At 41.5% G+C, this 26,193-nt stretch carries 16 protein-coding genes; 12 read left to right on the forward strand and 4 right to left on the reverse strand.

All coding sequences use genetic code 11. The annotated features are described in order from the left end of the window. The first annotated feature begins 371 nt into the window (after positions 1-371). The 4 genes from ACRZ9O_RS04495 to ACRZ9O_RS04510 all read left to right on the forward strand — a co-directional run bounded on the left by ACRZ9O_RS04495 (position 372) and on the right by ACRZ9O_RS04510 (position 6,145). The gene (locus ACRZ9O_RS04495) at positions 372-3,416 is read left to right on the forward strand and encodes a SusC/RagA family TonB-linked outer membrane protein (RefSeq protein WP_459456763.1); all 3,045 of its coding nucleotides are present in this window, start codon (positions 372-374) and stop codon (positions 3,414-3,416) included. Positions 3,417-3,435: 19 nt separating this feature from the next. Further along, entirely contained in the window at positions 3,436-4,944 is a 1,509-nt protein-coding gene (locus ACRZ9O_RS04500) for a RagB/SusD family nutrient uptake outer membrane protein (protein WP_459456765.1), read from the forward strand. An 11-nt stretch (positions 4,945-4,955) separates the two neighbouring features. Next, positions 4,956-5,414 (forward strand): DUF4843 domain-containing protein, encoded by a 459-nt coding sequence (locus ACRZ9O_RS04505; RefSeq protein WP_459456767.1) that lies wholly within the window; start codon positions 4,956-4,958, stop codon positions 5,412-5,414. Positions 5,415-5,482: 68 nt separating this feature from the next. After that, positions 5,483-6,145 (forward strand): hypothetical protein, encoded by a 663-nt coding sequence (locus ACRZ9O_RS04510; RefSeq protein WP_459456769.1) that lies wholly within the window; start codon positions 5,483-5,485, stop codon positions 6,143-6,145. Positions 6,146-6,154: 9 nt separating this feature from the next. On the opposite strand, the gene ACRZ9O_RS04515 is transcribed toward ACRZ9O_RS04510, so the two are convergent. The 3 genes from ACRZ9O_RS04515 to ACRZ9O_RS04525 form a co-directional block, all read right to left on the reverse strand. After that, positions 6,155-7,174: an alkane 1-monooxygenase gene (locus tag ACRZ9O_RS04515; protein ID WP_459456771.1), complete on the reverse strand. Its 1,020-nt coding sequence runs from the start codon at positions 7,172-7,174 to the stop codon at positions 6,155-6,157. A 167-nt stretch (positions 7,175-7,341) separates the two neighbouring features. Then, positions 7,342-9,117 (reverse strand): RagB/SusD family nutrient uptake outer membrane protein, encoded by a 1,776-nt coding sequence (locus ACRZ9O_RS04520; RefSeq protein ID WP_459456773.1) that lies wholly within the window; start codon positions 9,115-9,117, stop codon positions 7,342-7,344. A 32-nt stretch (positions 9,118-9,149) separates the two neighbouring features. After that, on the reverse strand, positions 9,150-12,419 hold the full coding sequence (locus ACRZ9O_RS04525; protein ID WP_459456775.1) for a SusC/RagA family TonB-linked outer membrane protein: 3,270 nt from the start codon (positions 12,417-12,419) through the stop codon (positions 9,150-9,152). Positions 12,420-12,711: 292 nt separating this feature from the next. Between ACRZ9O_RS04525 and ACRZ9O_RS04530 the strand changes: the two genes are divergently transcribed. The 6 genes from ACRZ9O_RS04530 (at position 12,712) to ACRZ9O_RS04555 (ending at position 18,826) form a co-directional block, all read left to right on the forward strand. After that, positions 12,712-13,623, forward strand: a complete 912-nt coding sequence (locus ACRZ9O_RS04530) for an ABC transporter ATP-binding protein (RefSeq protein ID WP_459456777.1) — start codon at positions 12,712-12,714, stop codon at positions 13,621-13,623. Then, positions 13,620-14,465, forward strand: a complete 846-nt coding sequence (locus ACRZ9O_RS04535) for an ABC transporter permease (RefSeq protein ID WP_459456778.1) — start codon at positions 13,620-13,622, stop codon at positions 14,463-14,465. Before ACRZ9O_RS04530 ends, ACRZ9O_RS04535 begins: the two co-directional genes overlap by 4 nt. Beyond that, on the forward strand, positions 14,462-15,130 hold the full coding sequence (locus ACRZ9O_RS04540) for a LolA family protein (RefSeq protein ID WP_459456780.1): 669 nt from the start codon (positions 14,462-14,464) through the stop codon (positions 15,128-15,130). The genes ACRZ9O_RS04535 and ACRZ9O_RS04540 overlap by 4 nt, the downstream gene beginning before the upstream one ends. 74 nt (positions 15,131-15,204) lie before the next feature. Then, on the forward strand, positions 15,205-16,260 hold the full coding sequence (locus tag ACRZ9O_RS04545; RefSeq protein WP_459456782.1) for a glycoside hydrolase family 130 protein: 1,056 nt from the start codon (positions 15,205-15,207) through the stop codon (positions 16,258-16,260). After that, positions 16,257-16,652 (forward strand): SMU1112c/YaeR family gloxylase I-like metalloprotein, encoded by a 396-nt coding sequence (gloA2, locus tag ACRZ9O_RS04550; RefSeq protein ID WP_459456784.1) that lies wholly within the window; start codon positions 16,257-16,259, stop codon positions 16,650-16,652. The genes ACRZ9O_RS04545 and gloA2 overlap by 4 nt, the downstream gene beginning before the upstream one ends. After that, complete coding sequence (locus tag ACRZ9O_RS04555) at positions 16,649-18,826, forward strand: DUF4954 family protein (RefSeq protein WP_459456786.1); 2,178 nt, start codon at positions 16,649-16,651, stop codon at positions 18,824-18,826. The genes gloA2 and ACRZ9O_RS04555 overlap by 4 nt, the downstream gene beginning before the upstream one ends. A 275-nt stretch (positions 18,827-19,101) precedes the next feature. Here the strand turns inward: ACRZ9O_RS04555 and ACRZ9O_RS04560 are convergent, their stop codons facing one another. Continuing rightward, on the reverse strand, positions 19,102-20,700 hold the full coding sequence (locus ACRZ9O_RS04560; protein WP_459456788.1) for a M28 family peptidase: 1,599 nt from the start codon (positions 20,698-20,700) through the stop codon (positions 19,102-19,104). A gap of 103 nt (positions 20,701-20,803) precedes the next feature. Between ACRZ9O_RS04560 and gcvP the strand changes: the two genes are divergently transcribed. Together gcvP and ACRZ9O_RS04570 are read left to right on the forward strand one after the other, a co-directional pair. Beyond that, entirely contained in the window at positions 20,804-23,650 is a 2,847-nt protein-coding gene (gene gcvP, locus ACRZ9O_RS04565) for an aminomethyl-transferring glycine dehydrogenase (protein WP_459456790.1), read from the forward strand. A 130-nt stretch (positions 23,651-23,780) separates the two neighbouring features. Next, entirely contained in the window at positions 23,781-26,186 is a 2,406-nt protein-coding gene (locus ACRZ9O_RS04570; protein ID WP_459456792.1) for a 3-hydroxyacyl-CoA dehydrogenase/enoyl-CoA hydratase family protein, read from the forward strand. Positions 26,187-26,193: the final 7 nt, after the last annotated feature.

The following is a 26,193-nucleotide window of genomic DNA, read 5'->3' on the forward strand; positions in this document are numbered from 1 at the left end:
TTTTTTATTTTTTCAAGTTTTTTAGCCCCCATCACTTGAAACGCTGATGTCCTTTTAAATAAACAAACTGAATTGACTTAAAGTGAATTTTATAATTAATTGAAACTCTGAAAGGGATATGTTGATCCATAGGTTTTTCCTAAGTAGTCTACGTTAAGCCCATGTTAATTAATGTTAAAAAAAATATACCTAATTGTGGAATTCAAATAAAAAAACTTTTAACTTGCACCAAATCAACAGCCCATAGTTTTGATTTAAATGCATTATCCCTCAACGAGTTAATGCATTTGAGATGAATAACTCAAAAAATCACTTGAGTTAACGTCCCAAGATTTCGTAAATAATGGGCCATAAACAAAATTTTAATAAATATGAGGAAAATTTTACTCCTAGGTCTCACATTGCTGATGGCTAATGCGGTTGCATTTGCACAAGGGCGTGTGGTTACCGGTACAGTTACTTCTGTAGAAAATCGAATGGGTGTACCAGGTGCATCAGTTCTTGTTAAAGGTACGACTGTGGGTACTACCACCGATTTAAATGGTAAATATTCCATTAACGTTCCTACTGGAAAAAGTGTGTTAGTATTCAGATCTGTTGGTCTAATTGCTCAAGAAGTGAATGTTGGAAGCCGATCCATCATAAACTTGGGTTTGGAAACTGATAACACAGCCTTGAATGAGGTGGTCGTAACGGGATACGGTACGCAAACGAAACGTGAAGTGACGGGTGCAGTATCTTCTGTTAAAGGATCTTCTATTCAAAACTTACCATTACAATCTTTTGACCGTGCCCTACAAGGACGTGCGTCAGGGGTACAAGTTAGATCGTCTAACGGTCTACCAGGTGGTTCGGTAAATATCCGTATTCGTGGTGTGGGATCTATTACTGCAGGTAATGAACCCTTATTTATCGTAGATGGTGTTCAATTAAATAACACCTCTAACGCTTCATTCACCCAATCTAACCCACTTGCTTTCTTGAACCCGAATGATATCGAGTCTATGGAGATCTTAAAAGATGCTGCTTCTGCTGCCATCTATGGTTCTCAAGCGGCTAACGGGGTAGTTATCATTACTACTAAAAAAGGAAAGAAAGGTAAGGCTAAGTTTGAATTAAATGCCTTCTCTGGAGAAACTCAACCAATGAAGTACCTAGATGTACTTACGGGTTCTGAGTGGTATGGAATGCGTAGAGATGCTTTTATAAATTCTGGAAATACTTTACCAGAAGCAAATGCATTGAGTAATATGGGACGCCTTCCATCTAACTGGGCAACCCTTACTAGACCAGCTTTAGACGCTATTGGTTTAGCTTTGCCTAATTACGATTGGCAGCGTGAAGTGATGGGAACAGGTAGACTTCAAAACTATGAGATGAATATTTCAGGAGGAGATGATAAAACTACTTTCCTATTATCCGGATCATACAACTACCAAGAGTCCTCATTTAAGCCTGTGGACTTTGAAAGAGGAACAGTTAGAGTTGCATTGACGCATCAAGCAACGAAGCGTTTGAGCGTAGAGACCAATATTAACCTTTCTACCTTTACACAAAATGTCCCATTCGCGGTCGAAGGTGCATTTCTAGGAAACCCTGCTTTCTCTGCGACTGCTGTACTACCACACAATCCAATCTACAACGAAAACGGCACTTACAATACGGCCATTGCCGGAGTATTAGGACAGAATATCGTATTAGTTAACGCATATAACTCAGGTTTGCAACGTACAAATACGGTAGTAGGTAATTTAATTACTAACTATAAAATTGCAAATAACCTGACTTTCCGTTCTTTATTTGGTTTAGATTATCGTTTACTACAAGGAGATAATTACCGTGATCCACGTACTCCAGATGGAGCAGGTGTGATCGGTAGAAGTTCGGTTCAGTCTGACTGGAGAACTCGTTTCATCACGACGCAAACATTAAACTGGAATAAATCTTTCAATGCAGTTCACAATATTTCTGCTCTATTAGGTGTAGAATATTTATCTGAAGTAAGAGAAGGAATCTCTGGAGCAGGTATAGGTTTCCCTACCTTCCAGTTTAGAACCATTCAATCAGCTGCTACCCCAGAATCAATTACGGGTTTCTGGACAGGGTATAGAAGAGCTTCTGCATTTACTTCTGTTAACTATGATTACAAAAAGAAGTATTTAGCAACTCTTACAGCTCGTTATGACGGATCCTCTCGATTCGGAGCGAATAACCAATATGGTTTATTCCCATCTATTCGCTTAGGATGGAGTGTAGCAGAAGAAGATTTCCTTAAGGATTCAAAACTCATTTCGGAAATGAAGTTAAGAGCTTCTTACGGTTTAACTGGTAATGATCAAATCGGAAACTTCGATGCAAGAGGTCTTTACGGTGGCGGTGGTAACTATTCAGGAAGTGCAGGTATTTTACCTTCCTCACTTGCTAATTTAGACCTTGGATGGGAAACGAATAATACAACAAACGTTGGTGTGGACTTTGGATTCTTTGACAACAGAATCACGGGTTCGGTTGACTTATTTGATCGTAGAACAAAGGAGTTATTATTGAGCCAGCCCATTCTTTGGACAAATGGTTTCAGTGGTATTTCTAATAACGTAGGTGAACTTCAGAATAAAGGTATTGAAGTTGAAGTATCAACAGTTAACGTAGATAATGCTGGTTTCCGTTGGAATACTAGTTTCAACTTCTCTCAAATCAAGAACCAAATTGTGAAATTATATGATGGTTTATCATTCTTACCGGCAAACCCTGGTATTGCAGTAGGTCAGCCAGTAGGTAGAAGCGGTGAAGGAGCTTTCTTTGCAGCGCAATACGCAGGTGTTAACCCGGCTACTGGTCGTCCAATGTGGTACGATATCAATCGTAGAATTACCTATTTGCCTTTAGCGGCAGACAGAGTTTACCGCGGTTCTACTCTTGCTACGATCTTTGGTGGTTTGAACAACACCTTCTCCTATAAAGGTTTAGAATTAACTACCTTCTTTGTATACGAATATGGTGGAGTTACCTCTGATGGACAATACGGTTTCTTGAGAGAAAACGGAACCAGATTAACTTTAAATGCGCTTCGTGAAGTAAACAATAGAGCTTGGACTAAACCTGGTCAAATCACGGATATTCCAAGAAATGTAACAACTAATGGCGGTAATGAAGTGAGAGGTGCAAGCAGAAACTCAGGTGATGCAGCATTATTAAAGACTGACTTTATTCGACTTTCACAATTGACATTAGCCTACAGCTTCCAGCCTAGCCTAATCAATAAAATCGGTCTTACTCGTGCACGCATTTACCTTCAAGGAGTTAACTTATGGACCTACACAGATTATCCAGGATATGATCCAGAGTTTACAGGAGCAGGTACAGGTGCTATTCCTTTAACTAAAAGCTATACACTAGGAGTTCAAATCGGATTCTAATCTATAAAAGGAAAAAAATATGAAATTAATTACTAAATTTTACTTATCTCTTGCCTTAGTAGGATCTCTCCTATTAAGTTCTTGCGATAGTTTACTTCAGGTAGATCCTAAACAATCAATAGATGCAAATGGAGCTTTAAATACGCCTGACGCGATGAACGCTGCGCTTAATTCAGTATACTCTAAATTAAGGAATGCGCGTAACTACGGCCGTGATTTGTTAGCCGTATCTGATGCATTAGCTGATGTAGGACAAACTACAAGTAACTCTGGTCGTTTAATTGGTGAAAACAATAACCAACCAGGATCTCATTTCACTGCAGCATTTTGGCAGAATAGTTATGGTGCCATCAATGAGGCTAACCTAATTCTAGCTGCTGTTAGTAACGTTGAAGGTGCATCAGAGGCTCAGAAGGCTCGTTGGGAAGGAGAAGCTAAGTTCTTAAGAGCTTTATACTATTTCGACTTAGTAAAAGTTTTCTCTTACATGCCTACTGCTATCTACCAACCTGGTGTAATCGATCAAGGAGGTATTCCAGTTGTATTAGAGGGAGTAATCACATCTGGAGAGGCCTTAACTCGTAAAACTGCAAGATCAACTATCGATGCAGTATATGCACAGATATATACGGATCTAGAGGATGTTAAAAAATTAGTTCCTGCAGGAAGAGGCGTACAATACGGTTCTGGAGCAGCAGCTTCTGCCCTATTGTCTCGTGTCGCTTTGTATAGAGGAGATTGGTCTAAGGTAGTTTCAGAATCTGCTCTTGCTTTAGCAAGTAACGTAGGTACTGTTACCTCTGGTACTGCCTATGTTAATGGATGGAGAGCTCCAGTAAATCCTGAATCAATGTTTGAAGTACGTTTTGCTTTAGCGGAAGAATCAATTGGGGTGAACGAGTCTTTACAGTCAACTTATACTGCTATCTTGAGTCTTACAAACAAAAACTCTCAAGGTGGATGGGGTGATTTTATTCCAAACACTACAGTTAGAGGATTCTTTGGTTTAGATGCTTTGCAGACTGGTACGCCAGCTACAGACAACAATAACTGGGATGTAACTAGAAATGCTGACATTAGAGCGCAATTGTATACTACAGGTAATACAGTTAGAGGTGCTGGTCGTCAAATCGAATGTACTAAGTTTATGGCTAAATCAGGTTTTGCCTATGCAGACAATGTACCTGTGATTCGTAAGTCAGAAATGCACTTGAATAGAGCAGAAGCTAATTACCAATTAAAGAATGAATCTGCTTCCTTGACTGAATTAAATGCATTCAAAGCTTTAAGAGGTTTACCTGCAGTAGAATTGGCTGGAAATGCACTTTTAGAGGAAATTCTTTTAGAAAGATTCAAAGAGTTTGCATTTGAAGGTCAACGTTTCTTTGACTTAAAACGTTATGGAAGAGCAATCGTGAAGACAACACCAGCGGTAAATTTGCCGTTTGAAGATTTCAAGATTTTGCCAGCACTTCCTCAGCGCGAAGTGGATGGTAATCCTAATATTAAACAAAACAAAGGCTATTAAAATCTGAAATCATGAAAAAAAAATATTTATTATACTTATTGGCCTTAGTCCTTGTATCCTCTTCCTGCATTGAACAAAACTACCCTAAATGGGAAGGAAGTGTAGTAGAGTTTCAAGATGCCGTGGAACGTGCGCCTGCAGCAGGTGTAACGTATCCTAGAATTACAGTAACTAATACGGTAGGTACCGTTAACCTTCGTGTAAATCTTGTAGGTGCACATAGAGCATCTGACGAAATTATAATATACTCTGCTGTTGCTTCAGGTACCACAGCAGTAAGTGGTAAAGACTACACCATGACAGGGAAATTAACAATCCCTAAAGGTAGTAGTTTTGGCACTTTAACTGTCAATGTACTCAACACGGGTAAAGTTGGCGGTTCGGTTGATCTTTTGCTTCAAATTGATGGAAACGATGAGATTGGCTATAACTCAAATTACAACAAAGTTCAACTTCGAATTACTCGATAATTTTGTTTAGTTAAATTTTAATGATTAAAAAGACCGGATTTATCCGGTCTTTTTATCTACAACAACTGATGAAAAAATTAATCCTCTTTATTCTTCTTGGAGTATCTCCTATTGTGTCATATGGTCAAATGGCTATTCTACGTGACAATGGTACAGGTATGCCCATTACAGCAAATCCCTACATAGGCGTTAAAGGTTCAGCCTATTTAGAAGACTTTAAAAAAGGTGTCTTATACTTGAATAATGGACTTAAAGTAGAGGGACTACAAATTGCTTTAAATGCTTATTCAAATAATTTGGAGTATAAAATAGATGGAGGTCAATTTTCCTATGGACCAGACAAATTATCCAAATTTACTTACTCCTCCTCTTCCTCTGGTGAATTGATTGAATTTACTTCAGAATACGAAGTGCCTACGATTAAAAAGAAGCGATTTGTTCAGGTTATAGAAAAGGGTAAATACTCCTTACTTTTTCATCCTTACAAAGTCATGACAGATGATCCATCGGCAACCTATGGTGCACAAGCAGCAAAGGTTTTTCAAGACGAACAAGATGTTTTCGTAGCAATTGATGGAAAGGTTTATCTTTTGAAAAACAAAGAAAAAATACTGAAAGAAGTATTTGGTACTGATGCAGAAAAAGCAATTGCTTTTATTAAGACCCAAAAGGTGAATTTCAAGGAAATGAATGAACTAAAGGCACTTATTCAAGAATTAAATAAGAAGTAGTCATTAAATCTAAGGAATAATGGCATAAACCTCCATTTGTTTATGCATCACCTTAAACCAAAGAGGGGGAATAAGGGCGAGTAATATCATTCCTGGATATCCGGTAGGCATTTGGGGAGCATTGTCCATGTGACGCAGAATTTGGTACTTTCTAGAGGCCAAATAATGATGATCACTATGTCTGCTCAATTCGAACAACGTTAAGCGTCCTAGTACATGATTACTGTTCCAGCTATGAGCTGGTTTCACACGCTCATAGGAAGTCTTTGCTTGTTTTCGTTGCAATCCATAATGTTCGATGTAATTCACCGTTTCTAATAGGGCTGCTCCTATAAAGGCAGCAACCACAAAGCAAGCAAGAACAAAGCCTCCGAACGTATAATAAATAAGTCCTAATAGAGTAAATTGAATCACCTGAAATAAGGCCATCTCATTGAAAATTTTGTTTTTCGATTCTGCAATGGCGATCTGCCAAGCCTTTCGTTGCGTTCCTGTAAAAGTTTGAATCAAAAAAGCGTATAAATTCTGCCTATAAAAGGCCGTACTTGGATCCTCTGACGTAGCAACATGTTTATGATGTCCTTTATTGTGTTCAATAAAAAAGTGCATATAGAGGCTGGTAAGCAATAGAACTTTGGCAAGAAATTGCTCAAATTTAGTTACCCGATGACCTAACTCATGCGCCGCATTAATTCCAAAAGTCCCACACAACAAACCCATCGTTACCACTCGACCAGCCGTATCAAAAATAGAAAGTCCCTGATTTAAACTAGTTAAAAACAAATACAAGGCTCCTAATTGCATGGGAACGGTTAACCATAAGACCAAATCAAAAAATAGATTTGATTTAGCCGCCTTCTCCTGCTCTTCTGATAGATTATCCGAATTAGGCACTATGAATAATTCACAAATAGGAATCACAAAAAAAAGATAGACTAAGGGTATCCAACAATAGAAACCACTCTTTGCAAATGCGAAATAAGCTAATATAAACAAGAAATAAGGGGTTAAATAGCGCAGTGGACGCATCAATTAAATTTTAGAGTGTTTCCTTTAACTTTACAATTTTATTTCGAATTTCTGACCTTTCCAATTCTTTAAATCGACGAACAAAATCTATGGCAATTGCTAATATACCGATAAAACAAAAAAGTCAGGACCTCTCAGTCCTGACTTTTTTAAAAAAATACTAGCTATTAATAACCCTCATTTTGCTTAAGAGTAGCTTTCCCTCCTTTTTGTGAGTTTAAAATCTCATCGATTGGAAGAGGGAAATAATTATTCTTTTTCGGGTCAAATGCTTTACCAGCTAAATAACCTCTTTTAGAAATAGTTCTTCCAGTTAAGTCTATACCTGATACCGACTCCTTAGGAATGTACATCTTGTTTAAGAAATCAGCTGCAATTCCCCAACGAACTAAATCGAAGAAGCGGTGACCTTCCATGGCAAATTCTAAACGATTTTCCATGTAAACAGCATTTAGCGCATAATCTTTACCTTTAGATGCAAAGGTACCAGCTGGGTAAGGATTAACACTATAGTTTACGGATGCGTCTTGGACTTTACTCGTTTTTGCACGGTTACGAATCATATTTACATATTCTTCCGCTTTCGCTAGATTATTCGCTTCTGCTTCAATCTCAGCTAACCATAAAATTACCATTGACAATTTAAAAAGACGGTAATTATTATTTACCGAACGACGGCTTGTAGAGTGAGTCGAACTTCCTTCATCTGCTACATAATACATCCATTTTTTTCCGGTATAAGGACCTGCATAATTTTGATCACGAATCCATGTCGAACCTGGCATTTTACCCCAATCTAAGAAGTTTACACCACGACGTCCTACAGTCCAATCTAGTCTTGGATCCACTGGTGCGGATACATCTAATGTAAAAGCAGCTGAAGCAATAACACCTTGATCGTTCGGTAAATCTACCTCATTATATGTGTCTTTAAGACCTGCTTTATCACTACCAATCATTGGAAGTCCCTCAGCGGTAGTTTTAAATGCATTCACGAGGTTTTGTGAAGGCTGATAAAATCCGCAACATCCACGACCAGGAGCAGTTGCACTATATGGCCAGTTTAAGTTATCTCCTGCGTTACCATTATTACCTGTAGAACCATCGTTCACAGAAAATTGAACTTCAAAAATAGACTCCGCATTATTGTTCGTCGTATTTCTGTAGTTGTCGTGGTAATCAACCAGCTTTTTACCAGAATTATTTAAAATATCCTCCAATAGAGGCTTAGCTAAGCTAAATTTCCTTTGAAACATATACGCTTTGGCAAGATATGCCATAGCAGCCCACTTCGTAGCTCTTCCTTTTTGAGATTGCGTCGCTGGAAGATTTTTCATAGCAAAATCGAAATCTGCCTCTATGTTAGGCCAAATATCTTTATCATTTGCAACTTTTGTAGAATTAGGATCCTCCCGGTTGTAGGTTTTTTCGTCTACATAGGGAATCATGTTCCACATCTTCTTTCCTTCGAAATGGTAGTGCCCACGCAAGAAACGTGCTTCCGCTTCTACCTGAGTTTTCTCTGCGGCAGTCATGTCCTTCACCTCAGCACTTCTAGATAATAAAATTGCTTCATTCGCACGAGCTATACCATCGTACGTGTGTTGCCACTTACCATTAAAATAGGTGTTTTCCGCAAACCAAGTGAATTGCTCAATAAAGCTTTGCTCTGGCTGATCACCAGCATCAGTACCTTTTACAGCATCACCAGATGTAATACCACCAAAAACGTAGTTTGAAATGGTGGATTGACGTCCTGTATTTCCTGCACCCACTCCATCTAATAAAGAATAAGCCCCAATTAAGGTTGCATTTACTCCACTTTTATTAGACAGAGATGTTAGAGATGCGGCTCCTTGAGGTTCTACCTCGAGAAACGACTCTGAACAAGAAAAGTTTATTCCAACTGTCGCAACTAATGCGAATATGATTAACTTTTTCATTTTTTATCTGATTTATTTCAAATTATAATTAATTAAAATCCTACTCTTAAACCTATGTTGTAAGATTTAGCTACAGGGAAGGCTCCCTCATCAATACCCATATGAATATCTTGGTTATCAGCCCCTGAATTTCTAATGTTGATATCTGGATCTAAACCTTTGTATTTAGTTAAAGTCAATAGGTTTTGTCCTTGAACATAAATTTGCATCGAACTTAACTTGATCTTCTTTAACACACTAGTAGGTACACTGTAAGTTAACTGAACGTTCTTAATACGCATGTATGAACCATCTTCAACAAAATAAGTTGAAATTTGCTGACTGAAGGTATCATTAGCATTCAAGCGAGGCAATTGAGCATCATCCCCTTGTTTCTTCCAAGAGTTATACAACATATCTGTCGAACGGTTTCCTTGGAATGTATTAAAGTCTGTCCAGTACTTCAAGTAATTAAAGATTTCATTCCCTTGAACCCCTTGAGCAAATACAGTGAAATCCCAATTTTTATACCCTAAATTAAGGTTCAAACCATACGTAAAGTCTGGGTGAGGATTACCAATAACAGTTCTATCTGACGCATTAATTTTGCCATCAGGTACTCCATCTGGACCACTGATATCTTTAAATTTGAAAACACCAGCGCGAGTGTAACCAGGAATTTGCGTAGCTGCTGCAGCCTCTGCATCATTCTTAAGTACTCCTTCCACTACATAGCCGAAGAAACTAGCAATAGGCAATCCAGCTCTCGTTAGTGAAATAGCTGGTAGACGTGTTGTAAATCCAAAGATCGAAGCCTTAGGGTCGTCATTCAACTTCACTACATTGTTCGTGTACTGGCTAATTTGTCCCGAGATAGCGTATCTTAATTGACCAATTTGATCTCTATAGGATACGTTTAAATCGATACCCGTATTATTAACTTCCCCAATATTGACATAAGGGATACTTGCCGTTCCAGATGATCTTGGAATAGGTACTTGCGTTAACATATCGGATGTGGTACGTGTATACCAATCGAAAGCAATATCCAATTTGTTATTTAGTAAACTTGCATCTAAACCGATGTTCGTGGATGTGTTTGTTTCCCAACGGCCATTTGGATTACCAAATTGCGCGATATCAAAACCAGAGGTAATTGCATTACCCGCTCCACCAATGTCATAGGCATTGTTGTTCGGATCTGGTGTAAACAATGTGTACGCATTATAAACGTTTGGAATCAACTGATTACCCGTTTTACCCCATCCACCACGAACTTTTAAATCGTTTAAGAATGTCAATTCTTTCATAAACGCTAATTCCGATAGACGAGCTCCCACTGAGAATGCAGGGAAAACTCCATAACGGTAAGCTGGTGAGAAACGAGAAGAACCATCTCTACGTAGCGTAAAGTCCGCTAATAAAAAATCCTTGTACGAATAATTTAATTTTCCGAATTGAGAAAATAATGCAGTAATGGTTGCTCCTGATCCCGCGTTGGTAAGACCTGCTGCTGAACCCATATTCAAATAACGATAAGATGGATCATCAAAAGCGAAGGTGCTTCGCTGAGCACTGAAACCAAATCCATAAGTAGATACTGATTCTGTACCTACTAATAAGTTAATATCATGATCACCTAACTTTTTTGCGTAATTCAAGGTGTTATACCAAGTAACTGCTTTATCATAGCTGTTTGACACCGTTAAGCTATTTGTATTACGCGCCTCAGCTGCTTCGATATCGCGGTTGAAAAAAGCAGACTGATTATAGTTGTTGTATTCAAATCCAAGGCTAGTACGAGCTTTTAAATCTTTCATGATTTCAACTTCTGCGAATACGTTACCGAAGATACGAGTTGATGTTATTGGGTTATCTTTCTCTCTCCATTGGCGGGCTAAAGGATTAGGTGCATTACCCAAGTTAGGACCACGTGGACCGGCAAAACCATTTAAGTCAGATAAATTTGAACCACCTAAAGCTTTAGGTCCACCCGTAATGTCAAACACTGGGATGATAGGTTGAATACGAACTGCGAACATTATCGGGTTAGACTCACTATTGTTTCCAGAAGGAATACCAATACGCTCTTCATAGGCTACAGTAACGTTCTCTCCGAAGGTAATGGCTCCCTTTTTGAATTCTGTATTTGCACGAACAGAGTAACGCTTGTAACCTGTATATTTCAGAATACCCTCTTGATCGAAATAACTTCCTGATATAGCATATTTACCATTCTTCGAACCACCAGTTGCTCCTAATTGATAACTAGAGATTCTAGCAGAACCAAAAATCTCACGCTGCCAATCTGTTCCTTCTTTGTTAGCCTTTGTAATGTTGAAAGCAGTCTTACCTAAGTTAGGATCCGCAATATCATTAGTGTAGGTAATGTTAGAAGGCAATGCTCCATAAATGTTAGGATAGATATAATCCGCAATGGTCTGAGAACCATCCGCACCGAAACGGTATTGCGCCGAAGGAGATGTTCCAGGAGCTTTACCAGCACCAATTTGTGACTCATAATAGTATTGACCTAACTCTTTGGTATTCATCAAATTCAACGTTTTACCAATTTGTTGAGTACCTGTATACATGTCAAAATTAATCTTAGGCTCGCCTTCACCACCACGCTTAGTTGTGATGATGACAACACCATTCGCCGCACGCGCACCATAGATAGAAGCCGCAGACGCATCTTTCAATACCTGCATCGACTCAATATCATTCGGGTTAATTTGGTTTAGCGTACCCTGAGTAGGCACTCCATCAATAACATATAAAGGTGAGTTATTGTTAGTAGATCCAAATCCACGCACACGAACCATCGTTCCACCACCTGGAGAGTTATCATTACCAACTGTAACACCGGATGCACGTCCTTGTAACATTTGCGTTACGGATGCTGCAGGTAATGCAGTAAGTTCTTTTGCACTTACTACCGCTACCGCTCCCGTAATGTCTTTTTTACGTTGAGAAGTGTAACCAGTTACTACAACTTCACTTAGTTGACTTACATCCTCAACAAGTGTAATGGCAATGGATGAGCGATTTCCAACCGCGATAGATTGGGAAACATAACCTACCGAAGTGATTACTAATTCGGCATTTCCGCTCTTTACATTAACGGAGAAAGCTCCATTAACATCTGTAGTGGTACCGGTAGTTGTACCCTTGATCACTACAGATACTCCGGGAATTCCTCCGCCTTTGGCGTCTGAAACGGTTCCCGAAACTTTTCGGTCTTGGCCAAATGCCACCAATGACATGGTGAGCATCAAAGCCAGTAGAAAGACCACTCTGCTTACGTAGAAATTGTTTTTCATATAAATAAAAGGTTTGAGTGAAAATTAAACATTTGCCCAATAGAGACTATCAGACAAAGTTTAACGAGAACAATATTAAAAATATTTTGTTAGTTATTATACAAATCGATATAATTTTTTTTATATTTTTTTTAATAATAATTATTAGTTAATCTTATGTTAATGGTCTAATTATTATTATTTCACAAGGCAAAACCGAAGGTTATTTTTGCTAAGTGAGAGGAAATCTTCTGCACCTCACATTCATTCATTAAAACTAAAACTTTTCCCCATTTTTGGTTGTTAATAAAATATGCCTGAAAAAATTATTGAGGTACGCCACCTTTCGAAAAAATTTGGTTCCTTTCAAGCCATTCATGATGTCAGCTTTAGTGTATATAAAGGGGATGTATTTGGCTTTTTAGGGCCCAATGGCGCTGGTAAAAGCACAAGCATACGGTGCCTTAATTCGTTGATTACGCCGGACAGTGGGACGATTGAAATTTTTGGTGAATCAATTTCCACTCACCGAGAATCCATTCTAGGCCGCATCGGAAGTATTATCGAAAAACCTGATTTCTACAAATATTTATCCGCTTACCGAAATCTGGAGATCTTCTCTCGCATTTCGGGAAAGCCCTCCACCAAGCAAGAAATCTACAAAATGTTAGATTTTGTGGGCTTAGGTGGACGTGAGAGGGATAAATTTGCTGGTTTTTCACATGGGATGAAACAGCGATTGGGAATTGCGCAGACACTTTTACATAATCCCGATCTGATTATATTGGACGAACCTACGACTGGATTAGATCCACAAGGCATCATTGACATACGGAATTTGATCTTGCGATTAAAAAATGAGCAGCATAAAACGGTATTGTTGTCTTCTCATAATTTGGCAGAAATCGAACTGATCTGCAATCGAATGGTCATCATAAACAAAGGGCGATCGATTGTGGAAGGAAATGTGAGTGATTTGATGAATGGCGAAAATCTGATTTTACGCCTAGAAGCTAGTCCGATTCAGGCGGCTAAAAATGCGTTATTAGACTGGAAGCCGTCTCTTTTATGGGATACAATAGGAGATACAGCCGTTCAATTTCCCATTGAAAAATCAGAGATTCCGCAGTTAACTAAATTTCTTGTCGATAAAAACATCGAAATATATAGCCTGGAGGCGAAAAGAACGCTGGAGGGTTATTTCATTAAAATCGTGAACCAATGATCCTATTCAACAGCATACACAACGAAATTATTAAGATTGCGCTGAAGCCACGGTCCTATTTAGGCCTAGCCGCGATTACGGTGTTAGTGGGCGTCATTCAATTTGCCTTGAAGGCAGATGGAATGTCGATTATCTCCTTTGTTACCGCCTCTTTCGAGCAGACGTTAACTTTTGAAGGCAACGTGTTGAATGGCAATTTAGTTGCCTTCATCATATTGCAGATGTTATTAGTCCAAATTCCACTTCTAGTTGCGTTGGTAACCGGCGACTTAGTTTCAGGTGAAGCAGCGATGGGAACCATTCGAATGCTAGCAACGAAGCCGATTTCCCGCGTTCAACTGCTATTATCTAAATTCATTGCTGGAGGCATTTATACCTTGATTGTTATTTTGTGGATGGGTGTGATGTCTGTAATAGTAGGAAAATTATTGTTTGGGACGGGAGATATGATGGTGTTGAATTCAGATGGATTAGTGATTTTGCAGGAAACGGATGTGAATTGGCGGTATTTGGGTGGATTTGCTGTGGCTTTTTTAGCGCTATTTACGGTCAGTTCCTTGTCTATTTGCTTATCTTGTTTTACCGATAATTCGATCGGACCTATCGTGGCAACGATGTCAGTTATCTTGTTGTTTACTATTATAGGTACTTTGGATGTTCGCGTTTTCGATCCGATTAAACCGTATCTGTTTACAACTCACATGGCGTCTTGGCGCTCCTTTTTCGAGGATCCGTTGCCCGTTTCTGACATCCTACGTTCTTGCGTCGTTTTAGTCGCACACAATGTGGTGTTGATTTCCGTCTCGCTTTATACATTCCACCGAAAAGATATCCAATCATGATTCGCGTAATTTTACTATTTCTTTCTTTTTCCATGTTTGGACAGGATGCGAACAAGACCGTTATACAGGTGTTGGCGAAGATGAACAAGGTGCGCGATTACCGCGTCGAAGCTCAGATAAAATCCGATATTCCCTTGATTAAGATTATGCCAGCAAAGGCGACCATCTATTTTAAGCAGCCAGAAAAATTCCGGATGATCACAAAGGGAATTGCTATTTTGCCCAAAAAAGGTTTCACCGACTTGACTGCCTTACTACGCAATAAGTCTGCTTACAACGCTTTATTTACTGGATTTGAGGTCATCGATGGCGTAAAAACCGAATCCATCGCGTTGCTACCCACCGATGATTCAGGCGAAATAGTTTTGGCAAAAATCTGGGTCGACCCTACCCTCGACTTGATTTTAAAATCTCAAATTACGTCCCGCACTAACGGGACAGTGCTTTCTACCTATGTTTATGGGAGTGAAAAAGCCTTTGGTCTGCCTTCAGAAATGAATATCACCGTGGATGTGAAAAAATTCAAGATTCCCAAAGGTGTCGTAGTCGACATTAATCGTACAGCGGTAGCTCCTGTAAATACGCGCAAAACGGGTCAAATTCGTTTATCATTAACGAACTACCTCATCAATCAAGGAATCGAAGACAAGATCTTCAAAGACTAGAGCTTCTTTCTTGTACTTTATTACCGGTGGCTTTCATTCTTTTTTCGTAATTTAGATTTCTAAATCGAAATAATATGAAGCACTTACTTGTTTGGATATTACTTGGTGGAGCTATTTCAGCTTCAGCCCAAAACTGGCAGATGACGGGATTCATAAAAGCTGACTCCCAGAATCCAATTCTTTCACCTTCCCTACAAGCGCGTTTTCAAGATCCGATAGCGAACAAAATGGTCGGCTGGGAAAATAAAAACGTATTAAATCCCACGGCAATCGTACGTGATGGCCTCGTTCATCTCTTATACCGTGCCCAAGACTCATTAGGCACTTCCCGCATCGGTTTAGCGACCAGCGAAGATGGTATTCATTTCAAAAAGAATCCAGAACCCATTTTATTCCCTTCAAATGATGCTTTCCGCGGTTTTGAATGGCCGGGTGGCATTGAAGATCCCCGCATCGTAGAAACAGAAGATGGAGGTTATTTCTTAACCTATACTTCTTATGACGGAAAGTTTGCGAGACTTTGTGGCGCATTTTCGAAAGATTTAAAAACATGGGAAAAAATCGGACCCTTATTTACCTCAGAAAAATATTTAAATACCTGGTCTAAATCAGGGGCGATCGTTTCTGTTCAAAACGGAGCAAAAATTTTGGCGAAAAAAATCAACGGACTCTTTTACATGTATTACGGTGATACCGATTTATTCCTAGCGACTTCGAAGGATTTACGTCATTGGGATATCTTGGAAAATGCAGAAAATTCAGTTCGATTATCTGTTTTAAAGCCTCGTGCGGGCTATTTTGATAGCCGGCTAGTAGAACCTGGACCCTACGCGCTGCTGCGTAAAGAAGGAATCGTATTAATCTATAACAGTATGAATGCGGAAAATTACAATGAGACTCGTTTCCCTAAATCCGCCTATTCCGCAGGTCAAGTATTGTTCGATGCACAGAAGCCTTATAAGGTGATAGCGAGAACAAATGAGCCGTTTATTTGGCCTAATCGACCCTATGAGAAAGTAGGCGAAGTGAACGAAGTTTGTTTCGTGGAAGGTTTAGTCCCCTACAAAGGGAAATGGTTTCTTTATTATGGAACCGCAGACTCTAAAATTGCTGTTTCTATCAAAAAATGAGTTCATTAGGATTACATAGCGTGCACCACATTGCCATCATCTGCTCGGATTATGCGCGATCTAAGGCTTTTTACACACAGGATTTAGGTCTTGAAATTATTCGAGAAGTGTATCGTGAGGAGCGCGATTCCTACAAATTGGATTTAGCGCTGAATGATCACTATGTGATTGAATTATTTTCTTTCCCTCACCCTCCAGCTCGCCCGTCAAGGCCCGAAAGTTGTGGTTTACGGCATTTGGCTTTTCAGGTAAACGACCTGGATTTTACAGTGAGGGAATTAACCAAAAAAGGCATTTCCTCGGAGCCCATTCGCATCGATGAATTCACTGGAAAGCGATTTACGTTCATCGCGGACCCGGATGACCTGCCGCTTGAATTTTATGAAATATGAATAGAATTGATAAAAAACCCCTTTCAAAACTCGGATTCGATTTCGTAACGCCTGCTTTCTTAGAAGAGGGCCAAAGCGAATTCGACCACCGCAACTCCAACCTCGACTTAGAAGTTTATCGGCTTCTTGCACCGCGTGAAATCAGTATCCTGGAGGCTAACCTGAACGAGGCGGAGAACTGGAAAGATGTGTGGGTGAAAGAGGGATTTAATCCGTATTTGGTGAAGAATTGCCGTTTTTTTGGTGTGAATCGCATCGGTATTTTAGAGAGTTGCTACCTAGAATTCAAAAACCTGCGTATGCCGGTCGGTCTTTATAATAGTACCTTGATCTCCTGCGATTTTGGTGATAATGTGGCCATCGACCGCGTGAATTTATTGTCTCATTACCAAATCGGGAACGAGGTAATGATCCTCCAAGTGAACGAATTAGCGACCACAGCGACGGCGAAATTTGGTAATGGTATCGTAAAGAAAGGCGAAGAAGAGCGCATCCGAATTTGGATGGAATTAGGCAACGAAAATGGAGGCCGCAAAGTCATTCCGTTCGTAGGCATGAAGCCAGCCGATGCATTCTTATGGACCCAAGACCGCGATGATAGTTTATTGCAAGCAAAATACAAAGAAATGACCATTCAGGAATTCTCGTCTAAACGCGGATTCTATGGCCAAATCGGCGACCGGACCGTCATCAAAAATACCGGGATCATCAAGGATGTCAACATGGGTACCGATACCTATATCAAAGGCGCGAATAAATTAAAGAACTTAACCATCATCTCGAACGCAGAGGCCTCCACCCAAATAGGCGAAGGCTGCGAAATCGTGAACGGTATCATCCACGAAGGCTGCCGTATTTTCTACGGCGTAAAAGCAGTTCGTTTTATTTTAGCAGCCCACTCGCAACTGAAATACGGCGCGCGTTTGATCAACTCCTTCTTAGGAAGTAACTCGACCATCTCTTGTTGTGAAGTTTTAAACGCACTTATTTTCCCAGCACACGAACAACACCACAATAACTCGTTCTTGTGCGCGGCGATCGTGAAAGGGCAAAGTAATATGGCCGCCGGCGCTACCCTAGGTTCGAACCATAATTCGCGTGGAGCAGATGGGGAATTGCAGGCGGGACGTGGATTTTGGCCTGGCTTATCCGTGGCCCTAAAACACAACTCAAAATTCGCCTCTTTTAACTTGATTTCAAAAGGAAACTACCCGGGCGAAATCCACAATCCACTACCCTTCTCTTTAATCGGAAACGATGATACGGAAGGCGGATTATTGATCATCGCCGGCTATTGGTTCCAATATAACATGTACGCTCTAGCCCGCAATGCGTGGAAATTCGCAGCCAGGGACCAAAGAACCGACAAAGACATGTTGCTCGAATTTGATTTCTTAGCGCCAGATACGGTGTCGGAAATCTTGCAAGGGATCAACTTATTAGAGAAATGGGTTTCTGACTCGCTAGGCGGTGGAGATGGCAAAGCCTGGTTAAATGATCCAGCGAACGCTTCGAATCCTTTAGCGGTTTATGCAACTGGAATCGAAAACACGAAACGCAGAACGCGCATCGCTAAGGCCCATAAAGCGTATCAGATCTTCCACGATCTATTATATTATCACGCGGCCAAAGAATGGTTAGCCACTTCCGAGCGTCACCCATCTGCTTCTCCTTCCGATTTATTGCAAGCAACATTAAAAAATGCCACAGCGATTCAAGTTTGGGAAAATCTAGGTGGGCAATTAATTCCATCTGGCGTCATCCAGGAGATGAAAGAAAATGTCAAATCAGGCAAAATCACGCGTTGGAAACAAGTGCACGAATTCTACGAAAAACAAGCGACGCTATACCCGGATCAGAAATTCGAAAATGCGTTAAATGGTTTATTGCAAATAAATCCGCATGCTTTCGAGAATATCCCAGCGTGGATTGATCGCGCCATCGCCACAGCTGATTTCTTAACTGCAGGCATCGAACGATCTCGTTCAAAAGATTACGAAGATCCGTTCCGCTTAGCGATGTTCGGCAATGCGGAAGAACTGGATGCGGTGATCGGTGAGGTGAAGGAGAATGAGTTTATTCAGGAGGCAAAAATGCGCGCGATATCCTTTAGAGAAAAATTAGAGGAATTAAAGAATAAAGCACAAAGAATAAACGATAGGATTAAAGCATAGAGAATAAACGATAAGATTAAAGCATAGAGCATAAAGCATAAAGAATAAAGATGGAATCCCCTGCGGGGATACGTTTATGAAACATTTCTGAATACATAAAAAAGGGGACCGAGGTCCCTTTTTTTATACAAACTTTGTGCTTTATTCTTTGTGCTTTGAACTCTAAAAGAGTTAGAGAATAAAGACGGAATCTCCTGCGGGGATACGTTTATGAAACATTTCTGAATACATAAAAAAGGGGACCTCGGTCCCCTTTTTTATTCCAACTTTGTGCTTTATGGTTTGTTAGAGTCCACCACCAATCGCTGCTCTCTATTTGCTATTTCCCAAGCCATGTAGAACACTAGGCGACCTACTTTTTGGATTTGGTCAAATTCAATCTTATCTACCTCATCACCTGGCATGTGGTAATCGTCGTGAACTCCGTTGAAGAAGAAGGCCACTGGGATACCGAATTTAGCAAAGTTGTAGTGATCTGAGCGGTAGTAGAAACGGTTCGGATCGTTCGGGTCATTAAAACGGAAGTCTAATTCTAAACCTACGTGCTTCTTGTTTTGCTCGATTAACACCTCGCGTAATTGAGAAGATAATTTATCAGAACCGATCTCGTAAATATAATCTGGCTTGCCTTTGTGCTCGTCATCATAACGACCAGTCATATCTGTATTTAAATCTACAACTGTGTTCTTTAATGGGAATAAAGGGTGATTTGCGTACCACTCAGAACCTAACAACCCTTTTTCTTCGCCTGTTACGGTCATAAATAAGATACTACGGCGTGGACGCTTTCCTTCCGCTGCTGCTTTACCAAAAGCCTCCGCTAATTCCATTACCGTTACTGTTCCTGAACCATCATCATTTGCGCCGTTGTTGATTTGGCCGTCTGCAGATACTCCGATGTGATCGTAGTGAGCTGTTAAAACAACCAATTCTTCTTTCTTATCTGTACCTTCTAAGTAGCCCACCACATTGTAGGTATCGACTGGCTTTTCTGTTCTCTCGATGGTTACTTCGATGGGAGCTGCTTTGAATTTAGACGAAACTGATTTTTTCTCAGACGCTAAAGTAGCCTTGTAAGCTAAAAGTTCTGCCTCCGTTGTTCCTAAGATTTCAGCTGCAGCCTCCGATGAGATGACCAAAACAGGTGCTTCGTTTGCTGCAGATGCTGCATCTGCAAAGGCCATACGCTCGTTTCCAAAACGTTTCATCATCGCTTGACGTTGTCGTACTTGATTGCCAAAAGTTTTCGTATCGCGATCCGCGATCAAGATCAAACCTTTCGCTCCAGCCGCTTGCGCGCGCTTTAATTTTTCTTTCCAGCCATCGCCTTTCCCGAAAATAGATGGATTTTTCGAACCAGAGAGTACGTAATTGCCAGCGGCATCTTTAGCCTCGCCTTCGAACGCTAAAACCATTTTTCCTTTGGCATTTAATTTGTCAAAATCCGTGTAGCCACCTTGCTGTACTCCAAAGCCAGCAAATACCATTGGGAATTTTGAATTAGCAGCCACTGGCGCTAAAGCACTCGCCATCATGTCGACTAGGTATTCGTATTTCTTTCCTTTGGCAGAAATAAAAACGTTCGTCCAAGCACGGTTCACTAGGTCCACTTTTTGGAAATAAGACCCATTCACTGGCGCAATGCCTGATTTCTTAAAGGAGTCTGCAATATAGTTTGCGGCCACTAATTGTTCCGCCGAACCCGTATTACGACCTTTCAAGCTATCCGAAGCGATAAAAGTCAAGTGTTTTTTCAGATCATCCGCTCTGATGGACAGCGCGTAAGGAACTGGATCTCCCTGAGCGATCGCGCTCATCGGGATTAATTTAGCCGCTAAAAATAGCCCTAAAACGTAGATGTTAGTTTTTTTCATTTGTTGAAACAAAATTTAAGATAGCGAAGTTAAGAATCTAAAAATAAATCGCTAAAAAAAGATTAAATTTGTGGCGATTTTCTAATCCAAATTATCAACATTCATGACCCCAAATTACACTTATCAGGAAGACTTTTCTTTACGCCACAACAATGCAGAAGCAGCAGATATAGCTGCCATGTTAAAAACCATCGGCGTAGACAGCTTAGAGACACTAATTCAACAAACTGTTCCTGAAAAAATCCGCTTAGCTCAAGGGCTTCGTTTGCCAGAGCCGAAATCAGAATTCGCTTTCTTGCGTGATTTTAAAGCAGTAATGGGCCAAAACCAGATCCTCAAATCACACATCGGTTTAGGTTACTCGGACACGATTGTGCCGACGGTCATTTTGAGAAACATTTTAGAAAATCCTTCTTGGTACACGGCCTACACGCCTTACCAAGCAGAAATCGCCCAAGGTCGTTTGGAAATGTTATTGAACTACCAAACGATGATCATCGACTTAACGGGCATGGAATTAGCGAACGCGTCCCTTTTAGATGAAGGAACGGCGGCAGCAGAAGCCATGACAATGTTATATGGCCAACGTCCAGCAGAACGCAATCAAGCTGAGGCTTATTTCGTTTCTGAACTTTGCCTTCCACAAACGATCGACTTATTAAAAACGCGGGCTGAACCTATTGGTATCGAAATCGTCGTGGGCGACCACCGCACTTTCGATGTGACGGACGCGCGTTTCTACGGAATGATGTTACAATACCCTGCTTCGAACGGCGAGGTATTTGATTATAGCGCGTTAATTGCAGCAGCGAAAGAAAACGGCTTACAAGTAGTAGTTGCAGCGGATTTATTAGCCCTGACTTTATTAACGCCTCCAGGTGAAATGGGAGCAGATGCGGTCGTGGGTGTTTCTCAGCGCTTCGGGGTACCGATGGGCTTTGGTGGACCACACGCCGGCTTCTTCGCAACGAAAGAAAAATACAAGCGTAATATTCCAGGACGTATCATCGGTGTTTCGGTGGATGCAGAAGGAAACCGTGCTTTACGTATGGCGCTTCAAACACGTGAACAACACATTCGCCGCGAAAAAGCAACCTCTAACATCTGTACGGCACAGGTATTGCTTTCCATCATGGCGGCTTCCTACGCGATCTACCACGGCCCAACCGGCTTGAAGAAAATCGCCGAAAAAGTATACGGCTTGACGGAATTATTGGCGGTTAACTTACGCAAACTAGGATTTACCTTAGAAAACACGAACCACTTCGATACGCTGACGATTCAGACGGGAGCGCAGACGACGGACTTGCGAGTTTTAGCAGAAAAAGCAGAACGCAACTTACGTTATACGGCGACTACGACGAGCATCTCTTTGGATGAGACGACTCAAGAAGCTGACGTAATCGAAATTATCTCGTTCTTCGAGACTTTGAAAGGCGCGAAAACTTCAGAGAAAAACGTTACTTGGGCGATCCCTGCAGCGTTAACTCGTAGCTCGACTTTCTTAACGCACAGCGTCTTCAATAAATACCATTCCGAGCACGGAATGTTGCGTTATTTGAAATCATTAGAGTCAAAAGATTTATCGATGGTTCATTCGATGATCTCTTTGGGTTCTTGTACGATGAAATTGAATGCAACGACGGAAATGATTCCGGTGACTTGGCCAGAACTAGGCAAGATTCACCCATTTGCACCGGTTTCTCAGACGAAAGGCTACCAGCAATTAGTTGCTGATTTAAATGAGTGGCTATGTGAGATCACTGGTTTCGCGAAAATGTCGATGCAACCGAACTCGGGAGCACAAGGCGAATACGCTGGTTTGATGACTATTCGTGCGTACCATGCATCTCGTGGCGATCACCACCGTAACATTGCGATCATCCCGTCTTCTGCACACGGAACGAACCCGGCTTCAGCTGTTATGGCTGGAATGAAGGTGATTGTTTCCCCTTGCGATGCGAACGGAAATATTGACGTGGCTGATTTGAAGGCCAAAGCTTTGGAACACAAAGACAACCTCTCTTGCTTAATGGTGACCTACCCAAGTACCCACGGGGTATTCGAGGAAACCATCCAAGAGATTTGTGAAATCATTCACGAAAATGGTGGTCAAGTCTATATGGACGGCGCGAACATGAATGCACAGGTAGGTTTAACCTCCCCTGCGCGCATCGGAGCAGACGTTTGTCACTTGAACTTGCACAAAACTTTCTGTATCCCTCACGGGGGTGGTGGCCCAGGCATGGGACCTATCGGCGTAGCGCCACAATTAGTTCCTTTCTTACCAGGTCACGTTCATGACGGAACTTCGGGTGCGGTTTCTGCGGCACCAGTGGGATCTGCTAGCATTTTGGCGATCTCTTACGCTTACATCGCGATGATGGGCGGCAAAGGATTAACGACTGCGACAGAAACGGCAATCTTAAACGCGAACTACATCAAGGCGCGTTTGGAAAAAGAATTCCCTATCCTATATACCGGTTCACAAGGACGTTGCGCACACGAGATGATCGTGGATTGCCGTCCGTTCAAATTATCCGCTGGCGTAGAGGCAGAGGATATAGCGAAACGTTTAATGGATTATGGTTTCCACGCTCCTACCCTTTCATTCCCGGTAGCTGGAACCTTAATGATCGAGCCTACAGAGTCTGAGAACAAAGACGAGTTAGATCGTTTCTGCGATGCGCTTTTGAGCATTCGTGCTGAGATTCGCGAGATCGAAGAAGGCAAAGCGGACAAAGCAAACAACGTGTTAAAGCACGCGCCTCACACACAATCGGCTGTTTTATTAGGCGATTGGGATCGTCCATACTCACGCGAGAAAGCGGTATTCCCGCTGGCGTATGTGAAGGCGAATAAGTTTTGGCCTACGGTTTCTCGCATTGACTCCGCCTATGGAGATCGCAACTTGGTTTGCGCTTGCGAACCGATGGAGAGTTATATGTAATTTTACGTTACGCGTTACATGGAAGGCGGTCCCTAGGGATCGCCTTTTTTAATGCAAATAAAATTTAGTATGCTTGCATAACATAATTCCTTTTATTTATATTTACGCATCGAGATTTAAAAACGTAGATATGAATCGTGCCATTAAAAAAGTAGCCATTTTAGGCTCGGGAATTATGGGCTCCAGAATAGCCTGTCATTTCGCAAATATTGGGGTTCAGGTCCTTCTATTGGACATTGCACCACAGACTTTGAGCCCAGAGGAAGAGGCCAAAGGTCTTCGTTTAGAACACCCTTCGGTACGCAACCGAATCGTCAACGCAGCATTTCAACAAACTATAAAAGCAAAGCCCGCATCGCTCTACGCAGCTGGCTTTGCGAATAACATTAAGCTAGGCAACTTCGATGACAACTTATCTGAAATCAGTTCAGCGGACTGGATCATGGAGGTAGTCTTAGAAAACCTAGCCATCAAACAATCGCTCTACGAAAAGGTAGAGAAGTTCCGCACGCCGGGCACTTTAGTCACCTCGAATACATCAGGTATTCCGATTCATTTGATGTCAGAAGGCAGAAGTGAAGATTTCCAAAAGCATTTCTGCGGAACCCATTTCTTCAACCCTCCTCGCTACCTACGTTTATTCGAAGTGATTCCGGGTCCTAAAACGGACAAAGCGATTATCGAATTCTTGTTAGGCTACGGCGAAACCGAATTAGGTAAAACGGCCGTTCTTTGTAAAGACACGCCAGCCTTTATCGCGAACCGCATCGGCGTTTATTCGATGATGCAGACGATGAAAGTCGTAGAGGAATTAGGCTTAACAGTGGAGCAAGTCGATAAATTGACGTCCAAAGTCGTAGGTCGTCCTAAATCTGGCACCTTCCGTCTTTCGGATGTAGTCGGTTTAGACACCACCGTTCACGTAGCGAACAATTTGAAAGCAGCGCTCGTAAACGACGAAAGCAAAGATATTTTCAACCTACCGGTGATGTTACAGCGTTTGATGGAAAACAAATGGCTGGGCGATAAAACGGGTCAAGGATTTTATAAGAAGACTAAAGACGAAAAAGGCAAGACGGTCATCCTGAGCCTGGATCTACATACGTTTGAGTACCGCGCGGCTGAACGCGTAAACTTTGAAACATTAGATCGCTCGAAAGCGATCGATAACCTAGCTGATCGCTTCGCGCTTTTATTAGCAGGAAAAGATTTAGCCGGTGAGTTCTACCGCAAAACCATCCTCGATGGATTCCGTTATGCGTCGAATCGCATTCCAGAAATCGCTGATGATTTAGTCAAAATTGACCAAGCGATTTGCGCGGGTTTTGGCTGGGAAATGGGAATTTTCGAAACCTGGGATGCTATCGGTGTAGTGAATGGTATCGAATTAATGAAGACAGAAGGTCTAGCACCGGCAGCTTGGGTAACCGAGATGGTAGCCGCAGGCCATACTTCATTCTACAAAGTGGAAGGTGGTAAGCGTTTATTCTACGACATTGCGACTAAGAAATACCAAGCAATTGCAGGAGCAGAGAAACAAATCAATTTGCAGATCCTAAAACCTACGAAGACGGTTTCATCAAATGATGATATGCACATCGTGGATTTAGGCGATGGCATTTTAGGCTTGGAATTCCACTCGAAAATGAACACGATGGGCCAAGGGGTGCTGGAAGGCATCCAAGAGGCAATCGCGACGGCGGAAAAAGATTTCCAAGGTTTAGTGATCGGAAATGAGTCAAACGAGGCATTCTCTGCAGGTGCGAATCTAGGGATGTTGTTCATGTTCGCGATGGAACAAAAATTTGATGACATCAATACGATGATCGCTACCTTCCAAGAAACCATGATGCGCGTGCGCTACTCTGGTATTCCGGTAGTGGTAGCGCCGCATACTTTAGCATTGGGTGGTGGTTGCGAGATCAACTTACATGCGGACAAGATTGTCGCTCACGCGGAATTATATATGGGTCTAGTGGAAGTGGGTGTCGGTTTGATTCCTGCGGGTGGTGGAACGAAAGAGATGGCGTTGCGGATGGGCGATGCACGTCGCGCAGGCGATGTGGAGTTGAATCGTTTGCAAGAGGCCTTTATGAATATCGCAACGGCGCGGGTGAGTACTTCAGCTCACGAGGCTAGAGAGATGAATTATTTACGCGCTCAGGATCGCATCGTGTTGAATCGCAATCAAGTGATATCGGAGGCGAAAAGAGAGGCTTTGGCCTTAGCAGACGCAGGCTATGTCCAAAAAGCGAGACGCAACGATGTCTGGGTGGAGGGAAAACAAGGTTTAGCCCTATTCAAAGCAGGCATCAAAGGCATGTTAATGGGACGTTACATCTCAGAACACGACGCCTTAATTGCGAATAAATTAGCCTATGCGATCTGCGGTGGCGATTTAGACGCTCCGCAAGTCGTGAGCGAAACGTATTTACTCGACCTAGAAAGAGAGGCTTTCCTTTCACTATGTGGCGAGAAAAAGACCATGGACAGAATCCAAAGTTTATTAGGTGGCGGTAAACCACTCAGAAATTAAATCGTAC

Source organism: Aquirufa sp. HETE-40SA, assembly GCF_054558635.1.

What these genes read in the sequence shown, in the direction of transcription:
- ACRZ9O_RS04495 (WP_459456763.1), top strand. Translation starts at nt 372, where the DNA reads ATGAGGAAAATTTTACTCCTAGGTCTCACATTGCTGATGGCTAATGCG.
- ACRZ9O_RS04500 (WP_459456765.1), top strand. Translation starts at nt 3,436, where the DNA reads ATGAAATTAATTACTAAATTTTACTTATCTCTTGCCTTAGTAGGATCT.
- ACRZ9O_RS04505 (WP_459456767.1), top strand. Translation starts at nt 4,956, where the DNA reads ATGAAAAAAAAATATTTATTATACTTATTGGCCTTAGTCCTTGTATCC.
- ACRZ9O_RS04510 (WP_459456769.1), top strand. Translation starts at nt 5,483, where the DNA reads ATGAAAAAATTAATCCTCTTTATTCTTCTTGGAGTATCTCCTATTGTG.
- ACRZ9O_RS04515 (WP_459456771.1), bottom strand. Translation starts at nt 7,174, where the DNA reads ATGCGTCCACTGCGCTATTTAACCCCTTATTTCTTGTTTATATTAGCT.
- ACRZ9O_RS04520 (WP_459456773.1), bottom strand. Translation starts at nt 9,117, where the DNA reads ATGAAAAAGTTAATCATATTCGCATTAGTTGCGACAGTTGGAATAAAC.
- ACRZ9O_RS04525 (WP_459456775.1), bottom strand. Translation starts at nt 12,419, where the DNA reads ATGAAAAACAATTTCTACGTAAGCAGAGTGGTCTTTCTACTGGCTTTG.
- ACRZ9O_RS04530 (WP_459456777.1), top strand. Translation starts at nt 12,712, where the DNA reads ATGCCTGAAAAAATTATTGAGGTACGCCACCTTTCGAAAAAATTTGGT.
- ACRZ9O_RS04535 (WP_459456778.1), top strand. Translation starts at nt 13,620, where the DNA reads ATGATCCTATTCAACAGCATACACAACGAAATTATTAAGATTGCGCTG.
- ACRZ9O_RS04540 (WP_459456780.1), top strand. Translation starts at nt 14,462, where the DNA reads ATGATTCGCGTAATTTTACTATTTCTTTCTTTTTCCATGTTTGGACAG.
- ACRZ9O_RS04545 (WP_459456782.1), top strand. Translation starts at nt 15,205, where the DNA reads ATGAAGCACTTACTTGTTTGGATATTACTTGGTGGAGCTATTTCAGCT.
- gloA2 (WP_459456784.1), top strand. Translation starts at nt 16,257, where the DNA reads ATGAGTTCATTAGGATTACATAGCGTGCACCACATTGCCATCATCTGC.
- ACRZ9O_RS04555 (WP_459456786.1), top strand. Translation starts at nt 16,649, where the DNA reads ATGAATAGAATTGATAAAAAACCCCTTTCAAAACTCGGATTCGATTTC.
- ACRZ9O_RS04560 (WP_459456788.1), bottom strand. Translation starts at nt 20,700, where the DNA reads ATGAAAAAAACTAACATCTACGTTTTAGGGCTATTTTTAGCGGCTAAA.
- gcvP (WP_459456790.1), top strand. Translation starts at nt 20,804, where the DNA reads ATGACCCCAAATTACACTTATCAGGAAGACTTTTCTTTACGCCACAAC.
- ACRZ9O_RS04570 (WP_459456792.1), top strand. Translation starts at nt 23,781, where the DNA reads ATGAATCGTGCCATTAAAAAAGTAGCCATTTTAGGCTCGGGAATTATG.